At 65.4% G+C, this 15,762-nt stretch carries 13 protein-coding genes and 1 riboswitch; of the genes, 6 read left to right on the top strand and 7 right to left on the bottom strand.

Translation table 11 applies throughout. The features are described from left to right. Positions 1-37 precede the first annotated feature (37 nt). A complete protein-coding gene (locus tag HU825_RS06710) occupies positions 38-436 on the top strand; it encodes a DUF1090 family protein (RefSeq protein WP_234303173.1) in 399 nt (132 codons plus the stop codon). On the opposite strand, the gene HU825_RS06705 is transcribed toward HU825_RS06710, so the two are convergent. Together HU825_RS06705 and HU825_RS06700 are read right to left on the bottom strand one after the other, a co-directional pair. Then, positions 430-876 carry a c-type cytochrome gene (locus HU825_RS06705; protein WP_043297816.1) on the bottom strand — a complete coding sequence of 149 codons (447 nt, stop codon included), beginning with the start codon at positions 874-876 and terminating at the stop codon, positions 430-432. The genes HU825_RS06710 and HU825_RS06705 overlap by 7 nt on opposite strands. A 72-nt stretch (positions 877-948) precedes the next feature. Continuing rightward, the gene (locus tag HU825_RS06700; protein WP_043297815.1) at positions 949-1,389 is read right to left on the bottom strand and encodes a hypothetical protein; all 441 of its coding nucleotides are present in this window, start codon (positions 1,387-1,389) and stop codon (positions 949-951) included. 170 nt (positions 1,390-1,559) lie between these two features. Continuing rightward, a riboswitch (S-adenosyl-L-homocysteine riboswitch) is annotated at positions 1,560-1,712 on the top strand. Between the two features lie 24 nt (positions 1,713-1,736). Between HU825_RS06700 and ahcY the strand changes: the two genes are divergently transcribed. From ahcY to HU825_RS06685, 3 genes are all read left to right on the top strand, one after another. Next, positions 1,737-3,143 carry an adenosylhomocysteinase gene (gene ahcY / locus HU825_RS06695; RefSeq protein WP_234303172.1) on the top strand — a complete coding sequence of 469 codons (1,407 nt, stop codon included), beginning with the start codon at positions 1,737-1,739 and terminating at the stop codon, positions 3,141-3,143. Between the two features lie 87 nt (positions 3,144-3,230). Then, the gene (gene metF, locus HU825_RS06690) at positions 3,231-4,082 is read left to right on the top strand and encodes a methylenetetrahydrofolate reductase [NAD(P)H] (protein WP_043297813.1); all 852 of its coding nucleotides are present in this window, start codon (positions 3,231-3,233) and stop codon (positions 4,080-4,082) included. A 231-nt stretch (positions 4,083-4,313) separates the two neighbouring features. Continuing rightward, on the top strand, positions 4,314-6,131 hold the full coding sequence (locus HU825_RS06685; protein WP_043297812.1) for an RNA helicase RhlE2: 1,818 nt from the start codon (positions 4,314-4,316) through the stop codon (positions 6,129-6,131). Positions 6,132-6,221: 90 nt separating this feature from the next. Here the strand turns inward: HU825_RS06685 and HU825_RS06680 are convergent, their stop codons facing one another. From HU825_RS06680 to HU825_RS06660, 5 genes are all read right to left on the bottom strand, one after another. Further along, a complete protein-coding gene (locus tag HU825_RS06680) occupies positions 6,222-7,643 on the bottom strand; it encodes an AdeC/AdeK/OprM family multidrug efflux complex outer membrane factor (protein WP_077682762.1) in 1,422 nt (473 codons plus the stop codon). Beyond that, positions 7,640-10,777, bottom strand: a complete 3,138-nt coding sequence (locus tag HU825_RS06675) for an efflux RND transporter permease subunit (protein WP_043297809.1) — start codon at positions 10,775-10,777, stop codon at positions 7,640-7,642. Before HU825_RS06675 ends, HU825_RS06680 begins: the two co-directional genes overlap by 4 nt. Before the next feature lie 24 nt (positions 10,778-10,801). After that, positions 10,802-11,929, bottom strand: a complete 1,128-nt coding sequence (locus tag HU825_RS06670) for an efflux RND transporter periplasmic adaptor subunit (RefSeq protein WP_234303171.1) — start codon at positions 11,927-11,929, stop codon at positions 10,802-10,804. A gap of 286 nt (positions 11,930-12,215) precedes the next feature. Further along, the gene (locus tag HU825_RS06665) at positions 12,216-12,791 is read right to left on the bottom strand and encodes a YceI family protein (RefSeq protein ID WP_043297927.1); all 576 of its coding nucleotides are present in this window, start codon (positions 12,789-12,791) and stop codon (positions 12,216-12,218) included. A gap of 24 nt (positions 12,792-12,815) precedes the next feature. After that, positions 12,816-13,370 (bottom strand): cytochrome b, encoded by a 555-nt coding sequence (locus HU825_RS06660; RefSeq protein ID WP_054094375.1) that lies wholly within the window; start codon positions 13,368-13,370, stop codon positions 12,816-12,818. Positions 13,371-13,535: 165 nt separating this feature from the next. Between HU825_RS06660 and HU825_RS06655 the strand changes: the two genes are divergently transcribed. Together HU825_RS06655 and HU825_RS06650 are read left to right on the top strand one after the other, a co-directional pair. Then, positions 13,536-14,942, top strand: a complete 1,407-nt coding sequence (locus tag HU825_RS06655) for an adenosylmethionine--8-amino-7-oxononanoate transaminase (RefSeq protein WP_054094374.1) — start codon at positions 13,536-13,538, stop codon at positions 14,940-14,942. A gap of 99 nt (positions 14,943-15,041) precedes the next feature. After that, positions 15,042-15,758 (top strand): 16S rRNA (uracil(1498)-N(3))-methyltransferase, encoded by a 717-nt coding sequence (locus tag HU825_RS06650; protein ID WP_054094373.1) that lies wholly within the window; start codon positions 15,042-15,044, stop codon positions 15,756-15,758. The last annotated feature ends 4 nt before the right edge of the window (positions 15,759-15,762 follow it).

Genomic DNA, 15,762 nt, shown 5'->3' with positions numbered 1-15,762 from the left:
AAGTCGAAACTGTTCGACCCCATGTCTTGGAGCGTGCATGTCTGCTCGGTTACTTGCGATGGTCCTGGCTGGCAGCTGTCTGCCCGCGGCGCCGGCGATGGCCGCGACGGGCGACGTCGATTCTTCGTGCGCAACGCAACGCCACTGGCTCAGCGAACAGTTGCAGCAGGCCCGCCTGCAGGGCCATCAGGCGCGCCAGACGCAGCTCAACGAACAATTGCAGGCACTCACCCGCCGCTGCGAGGGCCTGATCGAGTTGGGCAAGCGTGACTCCAATGCCGCCGAGCAGGCCAGCCAGCGCGTGGCGCGCCGCGAAGTGCTGCTGCGCCAGGCGCTGGCGACTGGCGATGCGCAGCTCATCGAGCTGCGCAAGGACGAGCTGGCCAAGGCACGCAAACAGCTGGAAAGCAGCCGCCGTGCGGCCGGCCGTCAGTAGGCGCGGAATGCCTTGTGGCAGGTTTCGCAGGCGTCCTCGACGCGCTGGAAGGCCGGTGCAACGTCCTGCGGTTGCAGCGGCTGCGCACTGGTCGCAGCTACCAGCGCGGCGGTCTCGGCCTCCAGCGCTCGGGCCAGCTCGTTGAAGCGCGTCTGCTGCTGCCAGACGTCGTCACGCGCGTCGCTCTGTTCTTCCTTCACCGGCGGATAGTGCTGCCAGGGCTGGCGCGACAAGTCGTCGAGCTTCGCCGCACCGCTGGCAAACGCCACGCCATCGAAGGCCAGCCGTCCGCGCAGCATGCCACCCAGATCCTCCTTGATATCGAGCATCTGCTGGTAGATCGCCTTGCGCTTGCCGAGCGGTGAATTCGGATCGATACGGTCGCAACCAGCCAGCGCCAGCAACGTCATCAGGGAAATGCTCAACACTCGCAGCTTCATGTTTACCCGCTCACGCCATGCAAAGCGCGAGATTATCCGCGCTTGTGCGCAGGTGAACAAATCGCTCGGGTATCAGCGCGACCACTCGCCGCCCGCGCGCTCGCAATCCACCTTGGCCTGCGCGCGATCGCTCGCGTGATAGTGATAGGTGACGATCTGCGCACCTTCAGGCACGGTGGTCGGCAGCGTGCCGTTGGTCGCCTGGCTCCCACCGGCCTGCTCGTTGGCCAGAGTCTCGGGTGTCACTGCGGCCACGCAGACACCGAAATGACCGTCAGGACAGCTCTGCCGGGGTTCGCGGCGGACGCTCTTGACACCCTCCTCGTTGCGACAGAGCCAATCCATCGAATCGTCCTCCGGCTGCATGCCACGCAGCTCGAAGCATTTCTCGGTGACCACCGGCGCGGGCACGGCGCCCGAGGTCTCGCTGTGCACGTAACAGGACTGCGCCGCCGCGGGCAGGCTGACGACCGCCGCGAGCAGGGCCAGGGTGAGGCGAAGCGTGGGATTCATCGGAGTCTCCTTGTGCATTCGCGCCCGGCGCGGCGCGCCAGGCCCTGCAAGTACGACCCGCGCGCCGCCAGCGGAGTTCGCGCACCGGCGCGGGCTTGGGATTGCCGGCAGGCGCGGCTATAATCGCCGGGTTTTTTCGCGGCCGACTCCGCTTCGACCGTGCCCGCCACCCATCCGAGGGGCGCTGCAGCAGGGCGAATGCCTGTTTTTGAATCTCGCAAGCCACGCGGCTTACCGGTCGCGCCGCAGCAGATCCAAATCCGGTTTCACCTGTCAGGCTCGGATGGGGCGTTTCTAGAACGCATCAACGGCGCCCATTCGCATACCTACGAATGGAGAACTCTTCGATGAGTGCTGTCATGACGCCTGCCGGTTTCACCGACTTCAAGGTCGCCGATATTTCCCTGGCCGCCTGGGGCCGCCGCGAGATCATCATCGCTGAATCGGAAATGCCCGCGCTGATGGGCCTGCGCCGCAAGTACGCCGCCGAGCAACCGCTCAAGGGCGCGAAAATCCTCGGCTGCATCCACATGACCATTCAGACCGCCGTTCTGATCGAGACGCTGATCGCCCTCGGCGCCGAGGTACGCTGGTCGTCCTGCAACATCTTCTCCACCCAGGACCAGGCCGCTGCCGCCATCGCCGCTGCCGGCATCCCGGTGTTCGCCTGGAAGGGCGAGACCGAGGCGGAGTACGAGTGGTGCATCGAGCAGACCATCCTCAAGGACGGCCAGCCGTGGGACGCCAACATGGTGCTCGACGACGGCGGTGACCTGACCCAGATCCTGCATGACAAGTATCCGCAGGTACTCGAGCGCGTGCACGGCATCACCGAGGAAACCACCACCGGCGTGCACCGCCTGCTCGACATGCTCAAGGGCGGCACGCTGAAGGTGCCGGCGATCAACGTCAACGACTCGGTCACCAAGAGCAAGAACGACAACAAGTACGGCTGCCGCCACAGCCTCAACGACGCCATCAAGCGCGGCACCGACCACCTGCTCTCCGGTAAGCAGGCGCTGGTGATCGGCTACGGCGACGTGGGCAAGGGCTCGGCGCAGTCGCTGCGCCAGGAAGGCATGATCGTCAAGGTCTCGGAAGTCGACCCGATCTGCGCCATGCAGGCCTGCATGGACGGCTTCGAGCTGGCCTCGCCGTACAAGAACGGCATCAACGACGGCACCGAAGCCAGCGTCGACGCCGCGCTGCTGGGCAAGATCGACCTGATTGTCACCACCACCGGCAACGTCAACGTCTGCGACGCCAACATGCTCAAGGTGCTGAAGAAGCGCGCCGTGGTGTGCAACATCGGCCACTTCGACAACGAGATCGACACCGCCTTCATGCGCGCCAACTGGGGCTGGGAAGAGGTCAAGCCGCAGGTGCACAAGATCCACCGCACCGGCAAGGCCGTCGATCCGGCGAACGACGACTACCTGATCCTGCTCGCCGAGGGCCGCCTGGTGAACCTGGGCAACGCCACCGGCCACCCGAGCCGGATCATGGACGGCTCCTTCGCCAACCAGGTGCTGGCGCAGATCCACCTGTACAACGAGAAGTTCGCCGATCTGCCGGTGGCCGAGAAGACCAAGAACGTCACCGTCATGGTCCTGCCGAAGAAGCTCGACGAAGAAGTGGCGCTGGAGATGGTCAAGGGCTTCGGCGGTGTCGTCACCCAACTGACGCCCAAGCAGGCCGAGTACATCGGCGTGACCGTCGAAGGTCCGTTCAAGCCGGACAGCTACCGCTACTGATCGCCGTAGGGTGGAAAACCAGGCCTTTTCCATCTCGCTGGAAACGCCGGGCGCGTTTTCCACCCTACGCCAACAAGGACTTCTGCAATGTCTCAGGAACGCCGCTACAGCTTCGAGTTCTTCCCCACGAAGACCGAAGCCGGGCATGAAAAACTGCTGAACGTGGCCCGCCAGCTGGCCAGCTACCACCCCGACTTCTTCTCCTGCACCTACGGTGCCGGCGGCTCGACCCGCGACCGTACGCTGAACACCGTGCTCCAGCTCGATGGCGAGGTGAAGGTGCCGACCGCACCGCACCTGTCCTGCGTGGGCGACAGCAAGGCCGAGCTGCGCGAACTGCTGGATATCTACCGCAAGGCCGGCATCCGCCGCATCGTCGCGCTGCGCGGCGACCTGCCGTCCGGCATGGGCCTGGCCAGCGGTGAGCTGCGCCACGCCAACGAGCTGGTGGAGTTCATCCGCAGCGAAACCGGTGATCACTTCCACATTGAAGTCGCCGCCTACCCGGAGATGCATCCGCAGGCGCGCAACTTCGAGGACGACCTGACGAACTTCGTACGCAAGGCCCAGGCCGGCGCCGACAGCGCCATCACCCAGTACTTCTTCAACGCCGACTGCTACTTCTACTTCGTCGAGCGCGTGCGCAAGCTGGGCGTGGAAATTCCGGTCGTGCCGGGGATCATGCCGATCACCAACTACAGCAAGCTGGCGCGCTTCTCCGATGCCTGCGGTGCGGAGATTCCGCGCTGGGTGCGCAAGCAGCTGGAAGCGTACGGCGACGATATCGACAGTATTCAGGCCTTCGGCGAGCAGGTCATCAGCGAGATGTGCGAGAAGTTGCTGGCCGGGGGCGCGCCGGGTCTGCACTTCTACACGCTGAACCAGGCCGAGCCGAGCCTGGCGATCTGGAACAACCTCGGCCTGCCGCGCCAGGCTTGAGCGCACCGGCTTCGCCGCCCAAGCGAAGCCGGCAAATGAACCCGTGACCTGCGACACTGTCAGAGCAGTGCGGAGCGAACAGGCTCTGTTATACTCCGCGCTTCCGCCAGACTTACGTCCGGATGTCGCATCAGCAAATCGCGGCAGGACCGGACGGGATCGCACGCCAGTCGCGATTCGAGCCAGGCACGATCATCCCAGGGCCACGCCCTCTACAAGACAGGATTACTCATGTCCTTTGCTTCCCTCGGTCTCTCCGAGGCTTTAGCCGGTGCCGTCGAGGCCGCCGGTTATACCCAGCCTACTCCCGTGCAACAGCGGGCCATTCCCGCCGTGTTGCAAGGCCGCGACCTGATGGTTGCCGCCCAGACCGGTACCGGCAAGACCGGCGGCTTCGCCCTGCCGGTACTCGAACTGCTGTTCCCCGGCGGCCACCCGGACCGCGAGCATCGCCACGGCGCGAAACAGCCGCGCGTGCTGGTGCTGACGCCGACCCGCGAACTCGCCGCCCAGGTCCATGACAGCTTCAAGGTCTACGCCCGCGATCTGCCGCTGAAAAGCGCGGTGATCTTCGGTGGCGTCGGCATGAACCCGCAGATCCAGGCCGTGGCCAAGGGTCTCGACGTGCTGGTGGCCTGCCCCGGCCGCCTGCTCGATCTGGCCAACCAGAAGGCCATCGATCTGTCGCACGTGGAAATCCTCGTGCTCGACGAAGCCGACCGCATGCTCGACATGGGCTTCATCCATGACGTCAAGAAGGTGCTGGCCAAGCTGCCGGCCAAGCGCCAGAACCTGCTGTTCTCGGCCACCTTCTCCAAGGACATCACCGATCTGGCCGGCAAGCTGCTGCACGACCCCGAGCGCATCGAGGTCACGCCGCCGAACACCACCGTCGAGCGCATCGAGCAGCGGGTGTTCCACATTGCCGCCAGCCACAAGCGCGCGCTGCTCGCGCACCTGATCACCCAGGGAGCCTGGGAACAGGTGCTGGTGTTCACCCGCACCAAGCACGGCGCCAACCGCTTGGCCGAGTACCTGGAAAAGCACGGTCTGCCAGCCGCCGCGATCCACGGCAACAAGAGCCAGAACGCCCGTACCAAGGCGCTGGCCGATTTCAAGGCCAACCAGGTGCGCATCCTGGTGGCGACCGACATCGCCGCCCGTGGTCTGGACATCGACCAGCTGCCGCACGTGGTCAATTTCGAGCTGCCCAACGTCGAGGAAGACTACGTGCACCGCATCGGCCGCACCGGTCGTGCCGGACGCAGCGGCGAGGCCATCTCGCTGGTCGCGCCGGACGAGGAAAAGCTGCTCAAGGGCATCGAACGCCTGACCAAGCAGCGCATTCCCGACGGCGATCTGATGGGCTTCGATGCCAGCACCATCGAGGCGGAGAAGCCGGAGGTGCGCGAACCGCGCCCGCCGCGTCCGCAGCGTGGCGAACGCAAGGCACGCGGTGAACGCGACAAGCCGGCAGACAAAGGCGCCGAGCAGAAGGAACGCAATCGTCGTAGTCAGAGCAAGGCGCGCAAGCCTGCTCGCGATGGCGCCGCCAGCGAAGCGCAAGCCCCTGCTCGCCCGCCACAGCTACCGCCGAACCGTGCTCCGGACGAATTTCTCGATGACGAAGTGGACAACTTCGGCAATCGTGTCGATTACGTCAGCCCCTACCAGAACAAACAGAACCGCGGCCGCCGTCCCGGCGCCCCGGCTCAACCTGGTAGCGCGCCACGTGCCGCCGGTGCCGCACGTTCGGGCGCGCCTGGCGCTCCCTCCGGCAAGGGCAAGCGCCCGGGTGCGGGTCAAGGCCAGACGGCGCGCAGCGGTCAGCCGCGCAACGGCCAGCAACGGCGCAAGAACGAGGGCCGCCGGATTGAAGAGCCGGCTGTCGTGCGTCAGGAAGCCGCCAAGCCGCGTGAAAAGCAGCCGGTGATCATCCACAAGGAATCGAAGATCGATCGCCTGCCCAGCCTGGATCAGCTCGAGCAGCTGCCAACCCGGCCACGAGGCGAGAAGCCGGCCCTGCTGACGCGCAACCGCGAAGCCTGAGCCACAGACGAGAACGCCGCCCCATGGGCGGCGTTCTCATATCTGCGTGTTATCGGCGCTGGTCGTGTTCCAACCGACCACCGCATCGCCTCATCCCTCTGCCGGCTGCACCCGCACCGCCTCCTGCCAGCCGCCACCCAGCGCCTTGAACAGGTTGACCTCGCTGACCAGCTGCGCCAGACGGTCGCCGATCAGCTGTTGCTGAGCGCTGAACAACTGGCGCTGCGCATCGAGCAGAGTCAAGTAACTGTCCACGCCGGTGCGGTAGCGCCGTTCGGCGAGGTTGTAGTAGTCCTCGCTGGTCTGCAGCAGATCACGCTGCGCCTGGACCTGGCGCGTGTAGGTGGCCTGCGCCGCAAGACCGTCGGCTACCTCGCGGAAGGCGGTCTGGATCGCCTTCTCGTACTCGGCGACCTGGATGTTACGACTGATCGTGGCGTAGTCGAGATTGGCGCGCAGCTGGCCGGCATTGAAGATCGGCACGCTGATGCTCGGCGTGAATGTCCAGTACCCGGAACCGCCGTCGAACAGACCGGACAGCTCGCGGCTGGCCGTACCGGCCGCGCCGGTCAGGCTGATGCGCGGGAAGAACGCCGCGCGCGCCGCACCGATGCTGGCATTCACCGCCTTGAGCTGGTGTTCGGCCTGAAGGATGTCCGGGCGCTGCTGCAACAGGTCCGACGGCAAGCCGACCGGCAACTCGGCCAGCTGTTCGCGCGCCAGTTCGCCGGAGACCTGCAGATTCGCTGGCATGCCCTGGCCGAGCAGCAGCGTCAGCGCATTGCGGTCCTGCGCCACCTGACGGGTGTACCGTTCGATGCTCACCCGCGCGCTTTCCACCGCGCTGCGCGCCTGGCGCAGTTCCAGCGCCGAGGCCACGCCGACATCGAAGCTGCGCTGGGTCAAGCCGAAGCTTTCCTCGTAGGTCTTGAGCGTGTCTCGCGTGACCTCCAGCAGCGCCTGGTCGGCCTGCAACGTCAGCCAGGCATTGGCGACGCTGGCGATCAGGCTGATCTGCGTGCTGCGCTGGGCGGCCTCGCTGGCGAAATACTCCTCCAGCGCCTGATCGCGCAGGCTGCGCAGCCTGCCGAACAGATCCAGCTCCCAGGACACGCCGAGGGTCGCGCTGTACTGGCTGCTGATCGTCGGCTCGCCGCTCATGCTCAGATCGCCCGGGGTGCGGGTGCGCGTGCCGCCGCCATCGGCCGTGACGGCCGGCAACAGATCGGCGCGCTGGACGCGATACAGCGCGCGATAGGCATCGACGTTCAGCGCCGCCACCCGCAGGTCGCGGTTGTTTTCCAGCGCCACTTCGATCAATTGCTGCAGCGCCGGATCGCGGAAGAATTCGCGCCAGCCCGGCACGGCGGCTGCCTGCTCACCGCCGGCCGCGTAGGCCTCGCCCTGCGGCCAGTTGGCAGCCACCGGGGCTTCCGGCCGCTGGTAGTCGGGAATCAACGAACAGCCGCTCAATGCGGCGAGCAACGCGATGCTCAACAACGACCTGTTCATTGCACCTCTCCCTTCTCGTTCGCGGCTGCAGCCTTGCGGCCGCCGGCGAGCGAGGTCACCAGAACGAAGAATAGCGGCACCCAGAAAATCACCAGCAGGGTCGCCGTGACCATGCCGCCGATCACGCCGGTGCCGATGGCATGCGAGCTGCCTGCTCCGGCGCCGCTGGCCAGCGCCAGCGGCACCACGCCGAGGGTGAACGCCAGCGAGGTCATGATGATCGGCCGCAGGCGCATCCGGCAGGCCTCGACGGCGGCATCGAACAGGCTCTTGCCTTCGCCATGCAGATCCTTCGCGAACTCGACGATCAAGATCGCGTTTTTCGCGGTCAGGCCAATCGTCGTCAGCAGACCGACCTGGAAGAACACGTCGTTGCTCAGGCCTCGCCCCATCGTCGCCAGCAGTGCGCCGATGACACCGAGCGGCACGACCAGCATCACGGCGAACGGAATCGACCAGCTTTCATACAGTGCCGCCAGGCAGAGGAACACCACCAGCAGCGAGAGCGCGTAGAGCGCCGGCGCCTGCCCGCCCGACAGGCGTTCCTCGAACGACAGTCCCGTCCAGGACACCCCGACGCCCGCCGGCAGCTGCTGCGCCAGCCGCTCGACCTCGGCCATCGCATCACCGGTGCTGTAACCGGGCGCCGCCTCGCCGAGGATTTCCATCGACGAAACGCCGTTATAGCGCGACAGCTTCGGCGAGCCGTAGATCCACTGGCCGCTGCCGAACGCACTGAACGGCACCATTTCGCCCTGATCGTTGCGCACGAACCACTTGTCGAGATCCTCCGGGCCCATGCGCGATGGCGCGATGCCTTGCAGGTAGACCTTCTTCACCCGGCCGCGGTCGATGAAATCGTTGACGTAGCTCGACCCCCAGCCGATCGACAGCGCGCTATTGATCGCGTCCAGGGAAACCCCTAGCGTGCGCGCCTTTTCATCGTCGATCAGCAGCTGGTACTGCGGTTCGTCGTTCAGCCCGTTCGGCCGCACCGCCTGCAATACCGGGCTCTGCGCCGCCAACCCGAGAAACTGGTTGCGCGCACCCATCAGCGCCTCGTGGCCGAGCCCGCCACGGTCTTGCAGATAGAAGTTGAAACCGGTCGCGGTGCCCAGCTCCATCACCGCGGGCGGCGCGAAGGCGAACACCATGGCGTCGCGGAAGCCGGCGAAGCGTTGCTGTGCGCGCTTGGCCAGCGCGAACACAGAGTCCTCGGCATCCGGACGCTGATCCCACGGCTTGAGGCCGACAAAGCCCAGCGCCGAGTTCTGTCCACGGCCGGCGAAGTTGAAGCCGGTGACGGTAAACACCGAATTGACGACGTCACCCTCCTCCTTCAGCAGATATTCGCGCATGGCGTCCACGGTCTGCTGAGTACGCTCGGCGGTCGAGCCCACCGGCGTCTGCACCTGGACGAACAGCACGCCCTGATCCTCGTCCGGCAGGAACGCGCTGGGCAGACGGCTGAACAGCACCGCCAGCACGGCGACGATGGCGACATACAGAATCAGGAACGGCAGCTTGCGCCGCAGCACCGCGACCACGCCCTGCTCGTAGCGGCGCACGCCGCGATCGAACGTGCGGTTGAACCAGCCGAAGAAACCGCGCTTCTCGTGGTGATGTCCCTTCTCGACAGGCTTGAGCAGCGTCGCGCACAGCGCCGGGGTGAAGACCAGCGCCACCAGCACCGAGAGCGTCATCGCCGAAGCGATGGTGATCGAGAACTGCCGGTAGATCACGCCGGTGGAACCGCCGAAGAAGGCCATCGGCAGGAATACCGCCGACAACACCAGGCCGATACCGACCAGCGCGCCTTGGATCTGTCCCATCGACTTGCGCGTCGCCTCCAGCGGCGACAGTCCTTCCTCGGCCATCACCCGCTCGACGTTCTCCACCACGACGATGGCGTCGTCCACCAGCAGACCGATGGCCAGCACCATCGCGAACATGGTGAGCGTGTTGACGCTGAAACCGAACACCGCCAGCAGACCGAAGGTCCCCAGCAGCACCACCGGCACCGCCAGCGTCGGAATCAGCGTGGCGCGGAAGTTCTGCAGGAACAGGTACATCACCAGGAACACCAGGACGATGGCCTCGAACAAGGTGTGCACCACGTTGGTGATCGATACCGAAACGACCGGCGAGGTGTCGTACGGGTAGACGATCTCCATCCCCGCCGGGAAGAACGGCTGCAGCTCGCCGATGGTCTGGCGCACCGCCTTGGCGGTATCCAGCGCGTTGGCGCCAGTGGCCAGCTTGATACCGATACCGGCGGCCGGCTTGCCGTTGTACTGGGCGGTGATCGCCGCCCGCTCGGCAGCCAGTTCGACGCGGGCGACGTCCTTGAGGCGCACCTGCGAACCGTCGCCATTGACCTTGAGCAGAATCTCGCGGAACTGCTCGGGCGTCTGCAGGCGCGTCTTGCCGATGATGGTGGCGCTCAACTGCTGCCCCGGCACGGCCGGCAGACCGCCGAACTGGCCGGCGGAAACCTGCACGTTCTGCACACGGATGGCGTTGGCCACGTCGGTGGGCGTGAGCTGGAAATTGTTCAGCCGTGCGGGATCGAGCCAGATGCGCATGGCGTACTGCGAGCCGAACACCTGGAAATCACCGACCCCGGGCGTACGCGACAGCGGGTCCTGGATGTTGGAGACGATGTAGTCGGCCAGGTCGCTCTGCGTCATGCTGCCATCCGCCGAGACGACGCCGACCACCATGAGGAAGTTGCGCACCGACTTGGTCACGCGGATGCCCTGTTGCTGCACTTCCTGCGGCAGCAGCGGCGTCGCCAGCTGCAGCTTGTTCTGCACCTGCACCTGGGCGATATCCGGATCGGTGCCCTGGTTGAAGGTCACCGTGATCTCCATGCTGCCGTCGGAGTTGCTCGCCGACGAGATGTAGCGCAGTCCGTCGATCCCGTTCATCTGCTGCTCGATGACCTGCACCACCGTGTCCTGCACGGTCTGCGCGGAAGCGCCCGGGTAGCTCACGGAGATGCCGACCGCGGGCGGCGCGATGCTCGGATATTGGTTGACTGGCAAGCCGAGAATGGCGAGCCCGCCAGCGAGCATGATCACCAGCGCGATCACCCAGGCGAAAATCGGGCGATCAATGAAGAACTTGGACATCGTGATTGATCCTCGGCCTCAGCCTCAGTTGGCTTGCGGCTGGGCAGCCGTGACATTGCTGGCGGGAGCCGGCTCCACCTGGTCACCCGGGCGGATGAACTGCAGGCCCTCGGTGATCAGGCGGTCGCCGGCCTCGAGACCCTCGGCGATCAGCCAGCGGTTGCCGACGGCACGATCGGTCTTGACCTGGCGCAGCTCGACCTTGTTTTCGGCGTCGATCACCAGCGCGGTGGCCTCGCCCTTGGGATTGCGCGTCACGCCCTGCTGCGGCGCCAGGATCGCTTCGCTCTTGAGCCCGGCGACCAGTTGCGCATGCACGAACATACCCGGCAGCAGGATGCGATCCGGGTTGGGGAAGACCGCACGCAGGGTCACCGACCCGGTGGTGGAGTCGACGGACACCTCGGAGAACTCCAGTTTGCCCTCGTGCGCATAGCGGGTGCCGTCCTCCAGCGTCAGCGTCACCTTGGCCGCATCATCGCCGGCCTTCTGCAGACGGCCTTCGGCCAAGTCGCGTCGCAGAGCGAGGAGATCGCGCGCCGGCTGGGTGACATCGACGTAGATCGGATCGAGCTGCTGGATGGTCGCCAGTTCCTGCGCCTGGCCATTGCTGACCAGCGCGCCCTCGGTTACCGCCGAGCGGCCGATACGCCCGGAGATTGGCGCCAGCACCTTGGTGTAGCGCAGGTTGATGCGCGCCTGCTCGAGATTCGCCTCGGCCTGCAGGCTCGCCGCGCGCGCCTCGTCATAGGCCTGCTTGCTCACCGCCTGCTCCTCGACCAGCAGCCCGTAGCGGTCGGACAGCGACTTGGCCGACGCCAGGCTGGCCTGCGCGCTCTTCAGCGCGGCCTCGTACACCGACGCATCGATCTGATAGAGCTGCTGACCGGCCTTCACTTCGCTGCCTTCGGTGAACAGTCGCTTCTGGATAATGCCGTTGACCTGCGGACGCACTTCGGCGACCCGGTGTGCACGCGCACGTCCCGGCAGCTCGGTGGTCAGTGCGAACGGTTCGGCCTGCAGTGTGACGAAGCCGACCTTGGGCGTCGGCTTCGCCGTCGGCGCCGCCGATTCCTCCTGGCAGCCGCCCAGCAGTAATGCCGCGGCAACGAGTGAAACCAGGGCGGCGGCATTGGCTGACTTACGTGACATGGAAAGAACCTCTTGAGGACGGACAGGCCAAGGCAGCGGGCGCCCGGCAGACTCGAATGGCAGGGTCCGGAATATACTTACGTTCAACAGTGTTTGTAAACACAAAAAACCGCCTGCCGGAACAACGCTACAGCGTGGCGCAAAACCGTCCGTACGAGTAGGTGCAGACCATCGCAAGCATTTCGATTCGTTACGATCCGATCGCCCAGCCGCCATGCGCCGAATGAGTCGCCACAACGCAGAACGCCGGCAATGAGCCGGCGTTCTGGTCGATCTCGACGAGCGTTTACTGACGCACGCCCTCGACCGAAATGATCAGATCAACAGTCTGCGAAGCCGGGCCGAGATCCATCTTGATGTCGAAATCTTTCAGCTTGAGCGTCGTGCTGCCCTCGAAGCCGGCGCGGTAGCCACCCCAAGGATCGTCGCCTTCGCCAAGGAACTTGGCAGCGATCACCACCGGCTTGGTCACGCCGTTGAGGGTGAGGTTGCCGGTGATATCGGCAGTGCCTTCGCCGGTCGACTTGACCGAGGTGGACTCGAAAGTCGCCGTCGGGTGCTTGGACACGTTGAGGAAGTCCTCGCTACGCAGGTGCTTGTCGCGCTCGGCGTGGTTGCTGTCGAGGCTGGCAGTCTTCAGCGTGACGCTGACCTTGCTCGCTTCCGGCTTGGCAGCATCGAAACTGAACGTGCCGTCGAAGTCCTTGAAGGTGCCCCACAGCCAGCTGTAGCCCAGATGGCTGATCTTGAAGTTGACGAAGGCATGCTGGCCTTGCTTGTCGATGACATAGTCGGCGGCCATAGCCTGGCCGGCGAGCAGCGCGGAACCCAGGGCAAGTGCGGTGAGCGTTTTCTTCAGCATCATGTGTCTCCTTGGTGAGTCGAGTCAGGCATCGGCACGGCCGAACATGCGCAGCAGGGTCGGGTCGCGGTCGATGAAGTGGTGTTTAAGGGCAGCCAGGCCATGCAGGCCGGCCAGAATGACCAGCCCCCAGGCGAGGTATTCGTGAACCAGGCCGGCAACATCCTCTTGGTTGGGAATCGAGGTCAGCAGCGCCGGCACCTCGAACCAGCCGAAGACGCTGATCGGCCGGCCGTCGGCGGTGGAAATCAGATAGCCAGACAGCATGACCGCGAAGAGGCCCAGATAGAGCACCCCGTGGCCCAGACGGGTCATCAGCCGAGTCGCCGCGCCGTGCGAAGCCAGGGGCGTCGGACCGGCGCTGAGGAAGCGCCACAGCAGCCGCACCAGCATCAGCAAGAACAGCAGGATGCCGATGCTCTTGTGGATATTCGGGGCGGTACGGTACCAGCTGCTGTAGTAGTTCAGCCCAACCATCCACAGGCCCAGACCGAACAGACCGAAGACCGCCAGCGCGCCGATCCAGTGCAGCAGGATGCTGGTCAGACCGTAATTGCGGGAAGTGTTGCGCCACTGCATCGTCAAGCTCCCAGTTGAAAGTGGAACAAGCCTACCGGCTTACCTATCGGAAAAGCGCGCATAAATTCGCTCTAAACAATTCAGATATTCGATAACCCGAACATCCGCATCGGCTTGCCTGAGGCAGCCATCTGTTAGGCTGCGCGCAGATCAGAGGAGGACCCCATGAGCCTGAACGATAGTTGGATGCGCCGCGACCTGGCCGTGCTCTGGCATCCATGTACCCAGATGAAGGACCACGAGCAGCTGCCGCTGATTCCGATCCGTCGCGGCGAGGGCGTCTGGCTGGAGGATTTCGACGGCAAGCGTTACCTCGACGCGGTCAGTTCCTGGTGGGTCAACGTGTTCGGCCATGCCAATCCGCGCATCAACCAGCGCATCAAGGACCAGCTCGACCAGCTGGAGCACGTGATGCTCGCCGGCTTCAGCCACCAGCCGGTAGTAGAGCTGTCCGAGCGCCTGGTGGCGCTTACCCCGCCGGGACTGGAGCGAGTGTTCTACACCGACAACGGCTCCACCGGCATCGAAGTCGCGCTGAAGATGAGCTTTCACTACTGGCGCAACAGCGGGCGGCCGCGCAAGCAGCGCTTCGTCACCCTGACCAACAGTTACCATGGCGAAACGGTCGCGGCGATGTCGGTGGGCGATGTCGCGCTGTTCACCGACACCTACAAACCGCTGCTGCTCGACACGCTCAAGGTGCCTAGCCCGGACTGCTACCTGCGGCCCGAAGGCATGAGCTGGGAAGAACACTCGCGCCACATGTTCGCGCACATGGAGCAGACCCTCGCCGAGCACCACGAGGAGGTCGCCGCGGTGATCGTCGAACCGCTGATCCAGGGCGCCGGCGGCATGCGCATGTACCACCCGATCTATCTCAAGCTGCTGCGCGAGGCCTGCGACCGCTACGAGGTACACCTGATCCACGACGAAATCGCCGTCGGCTTCGGCCGCACCGGCACGATGTTCGCGTGCGAGCAGGCCGGCATCAGCCCGGACTTCCTCTGCCTGTCCAAGGCGCTCACCGGCGGCTACCTGCCGATGGCCGCAGTGCTTACCACCGACCGGCTCTACCAGGCGTTCTACGACGACTACTCGACCCTGCGCGCCTTCCTCCATTCGCACACCTACACCGGCAACCCGCTGGCCTGCGCCGCGGCCCTGGCGACGCTGGATATCTTTGCCGAGGACAACGTCATTGAGGCGAACAAGGCGCTGGCCGCGCGCATGGCCAGCGCCACGGCGCACCTCGCCGAGCATCCGCACGTTGCTGAGGTGCGTCAGACCGGCATGGCGCTGGCCATCGAGATGGTGCAGGACAAGGCCAGCAAGACCGCCTACCCATGGCAGGAGCGCCGCGGCCTGCAGGTCTACCAGCACGCGCTGGAACGCGGCGCGCTGCTGCGGCCGCTGGGCAGCGTGGTGTATTTCCTGCCGCCCTACACCATCACGCCGGAACAGATCGACTTCCTCGCCGAGGTCGCCAGCGAAGGCATCGATATCGCCACCCGCGCGGCGGTCAGCGTGGCGCTGCAACCCGGCGCCCCGAGCAACTTCCACGATCCGGGCTAGCCCTCTGGCGGTGGCAGGTTTCCAGCAACGCAGCACTGCGAGTCAGACCAGCGATGCTTTAGACTTGCCGCTTCCAACTTGCCGCTTGCAGCTGCCCTTATGCGCCTATCCCGCTTCTTCATCGACGCCCCGCTCGCCCTCGGCTCGCACGCACTGCCCGAAACCGCTGCGCACTACATCGGTCGCGTGTTGCGTCTGACCAGCGGCAGCGCCGTGCAGTTGTTCGACGGTTGCGGCCAGGAATATCTCGGCGAGCTGGTCGAGGTAGGCAAGAAGCAGGTTCGCGTCGAGTTGCGCCAACAGCTCGCCGGCCTGCCCGAGTCGCCGCTGCAGATCCACCTCGGCCAGGGCCTGTCGCGCGGCGAGCGCATGGATTGGGCGATCCAGAAGGCCACCGAGCTCGGCGTGGCGCAGATCACCCCCCTGATCAGCGAGCGCTGCGAAGTCCGGCTGAACGACGAACGCGCCGACAAGCGTCTGGCCCACTGGCGCCAGATCGCCATCAGCGCGTGCGAGCAGTGCGGGCGTTCGGTGGTGCCGACGATTCATCCACCGCAGCAGCTCGGCGACTGGCTGCCGGTCGAGGCCGAGCTGAAGCTGGTCCTGCATCCGGTGGCCGCGCCGCTGACCAGCCATGCGCAACCGCGTACGCTGGCGTTTCTCATCGGCCCGGAAGGTGGGCTCAGCGAGCACGAAGTGGAGCAGGCGCAGCAGGCCGGCTTCCAGGCCGCACGGCTCGGCCCCCGAGTGCTGCGCACCGAGACGGCACCGGTTGTGGCACTGAGCGTGGCTCAGCAGCTGTGGGGCGATTTCTGAACGG

This window comes from Pseudomonas phenolilytica, assembly GCF_021432765.1.
In the GTDB taxonomy this organism is placed as follows: domain Bacteria; phylum Pseudomonadota; class Gammaproteobacteria; order Pseudomonadales; family Pseudomonadaceae; genus Stutzerimonas; species Stutzerimonas phenolilytica.
Note: the sequence above shows the minus strand (reverse complement) of the source record. Positions and strands in the feature narration are given on the sequence as shown.

Bases quoted from the DNA above. Each gene is read 5' to 3' on its own strand.
- HU825_RS06710 (WP_234303173.1), top strand. From the start codon at position 38: ATGTCTGCTCGGTTACTTGCGATGGTCCTGGCTGGCAGCTGTCTGCCC.
- HU825_RS06705 (WP_043297816.1), bottom strand. From the start codon at position 876: ATGAAGCTGCGAGTGTTGAGCATTTCCCTGATGACGTTGCTGGCGCTG.
- HU825_RS06700 (WP_043297815.1), bottom strand. From the start codon at position 1,389: ATGAATCCCACGCTTCGCCTCACCCTGGCCCTGCTCGCGGCGGTCGTC.
- ahcY (WP_234303172.1), top strand. From the start codon at position 1,737: ATGAGTGCTGTCATGACGCCTGCCGGTTTCACCGACTTCAAGGTCGCC.
- metF (WP_043297813.1), top strand. From the start codon at position 3,231: ATGTCTCAGGAACGCCGCTACAGCTTCGAGTTCTTCCCCACGAAGACC.
- HU825_RS06685 (WP_043297812.1), top strand. From the start codon at position 4,314: ATGTCCTTTGCTTCCCTCGGTCTCTCCGAGGCTTTAGCCGGTGCCGTC.
- HU825_RS06680 (WP_077682762.1), bottom strand. From the start codon at position 7,643: ATGAACAGGTCGTTGTTGAGCATCGCGTTGCTCGCCGCATTGAGCGGC.
- HU825_RS06675 (WP_043297809.1), bottom strand. From the start codon at position 10,777: ATGTCCAAGTTCTTCATTGATCGCCCGATTTTCGCCTGGGTGATCGCG.
- HU825_RS06670 (WP_234303171.1), bottom strand. From the start codon at position 11,929: ATGTCACGTAAGTCAGCCAATGCCGCCGCCCTGGTTTCACTCGTTGCC.
- HU825_RS06665 (WP_043297927.1), bottom strand. From the start codon at position 12,791: ATGCTGAAGAAAACGCTCACCGCACTTGCCCTGGGTTCCGCGCTGCTC.
- HU825_RS06660 (WP_054094375.1), bottom strand. From the start codon at position 13,370: ATGCAGTGGCGCAACACTTCCCGCAATTACGGTCTGACCAGCATCCTG.
- HU825_RS06655 (WP_054094374.1), top strand. From the start codon at position 13,536: ATGAGCCTGAACGATAGTTGGATGCGCCGCGACCTGGCCGTGCTCTGG.
- HU825_RS06650 (WP_054094373.1), top strand. From the start codon at position 15,042: ATGCGCCTATCCCGCTTCTTCATCGACGCCCCGCTCGCCCTCGGCTCG.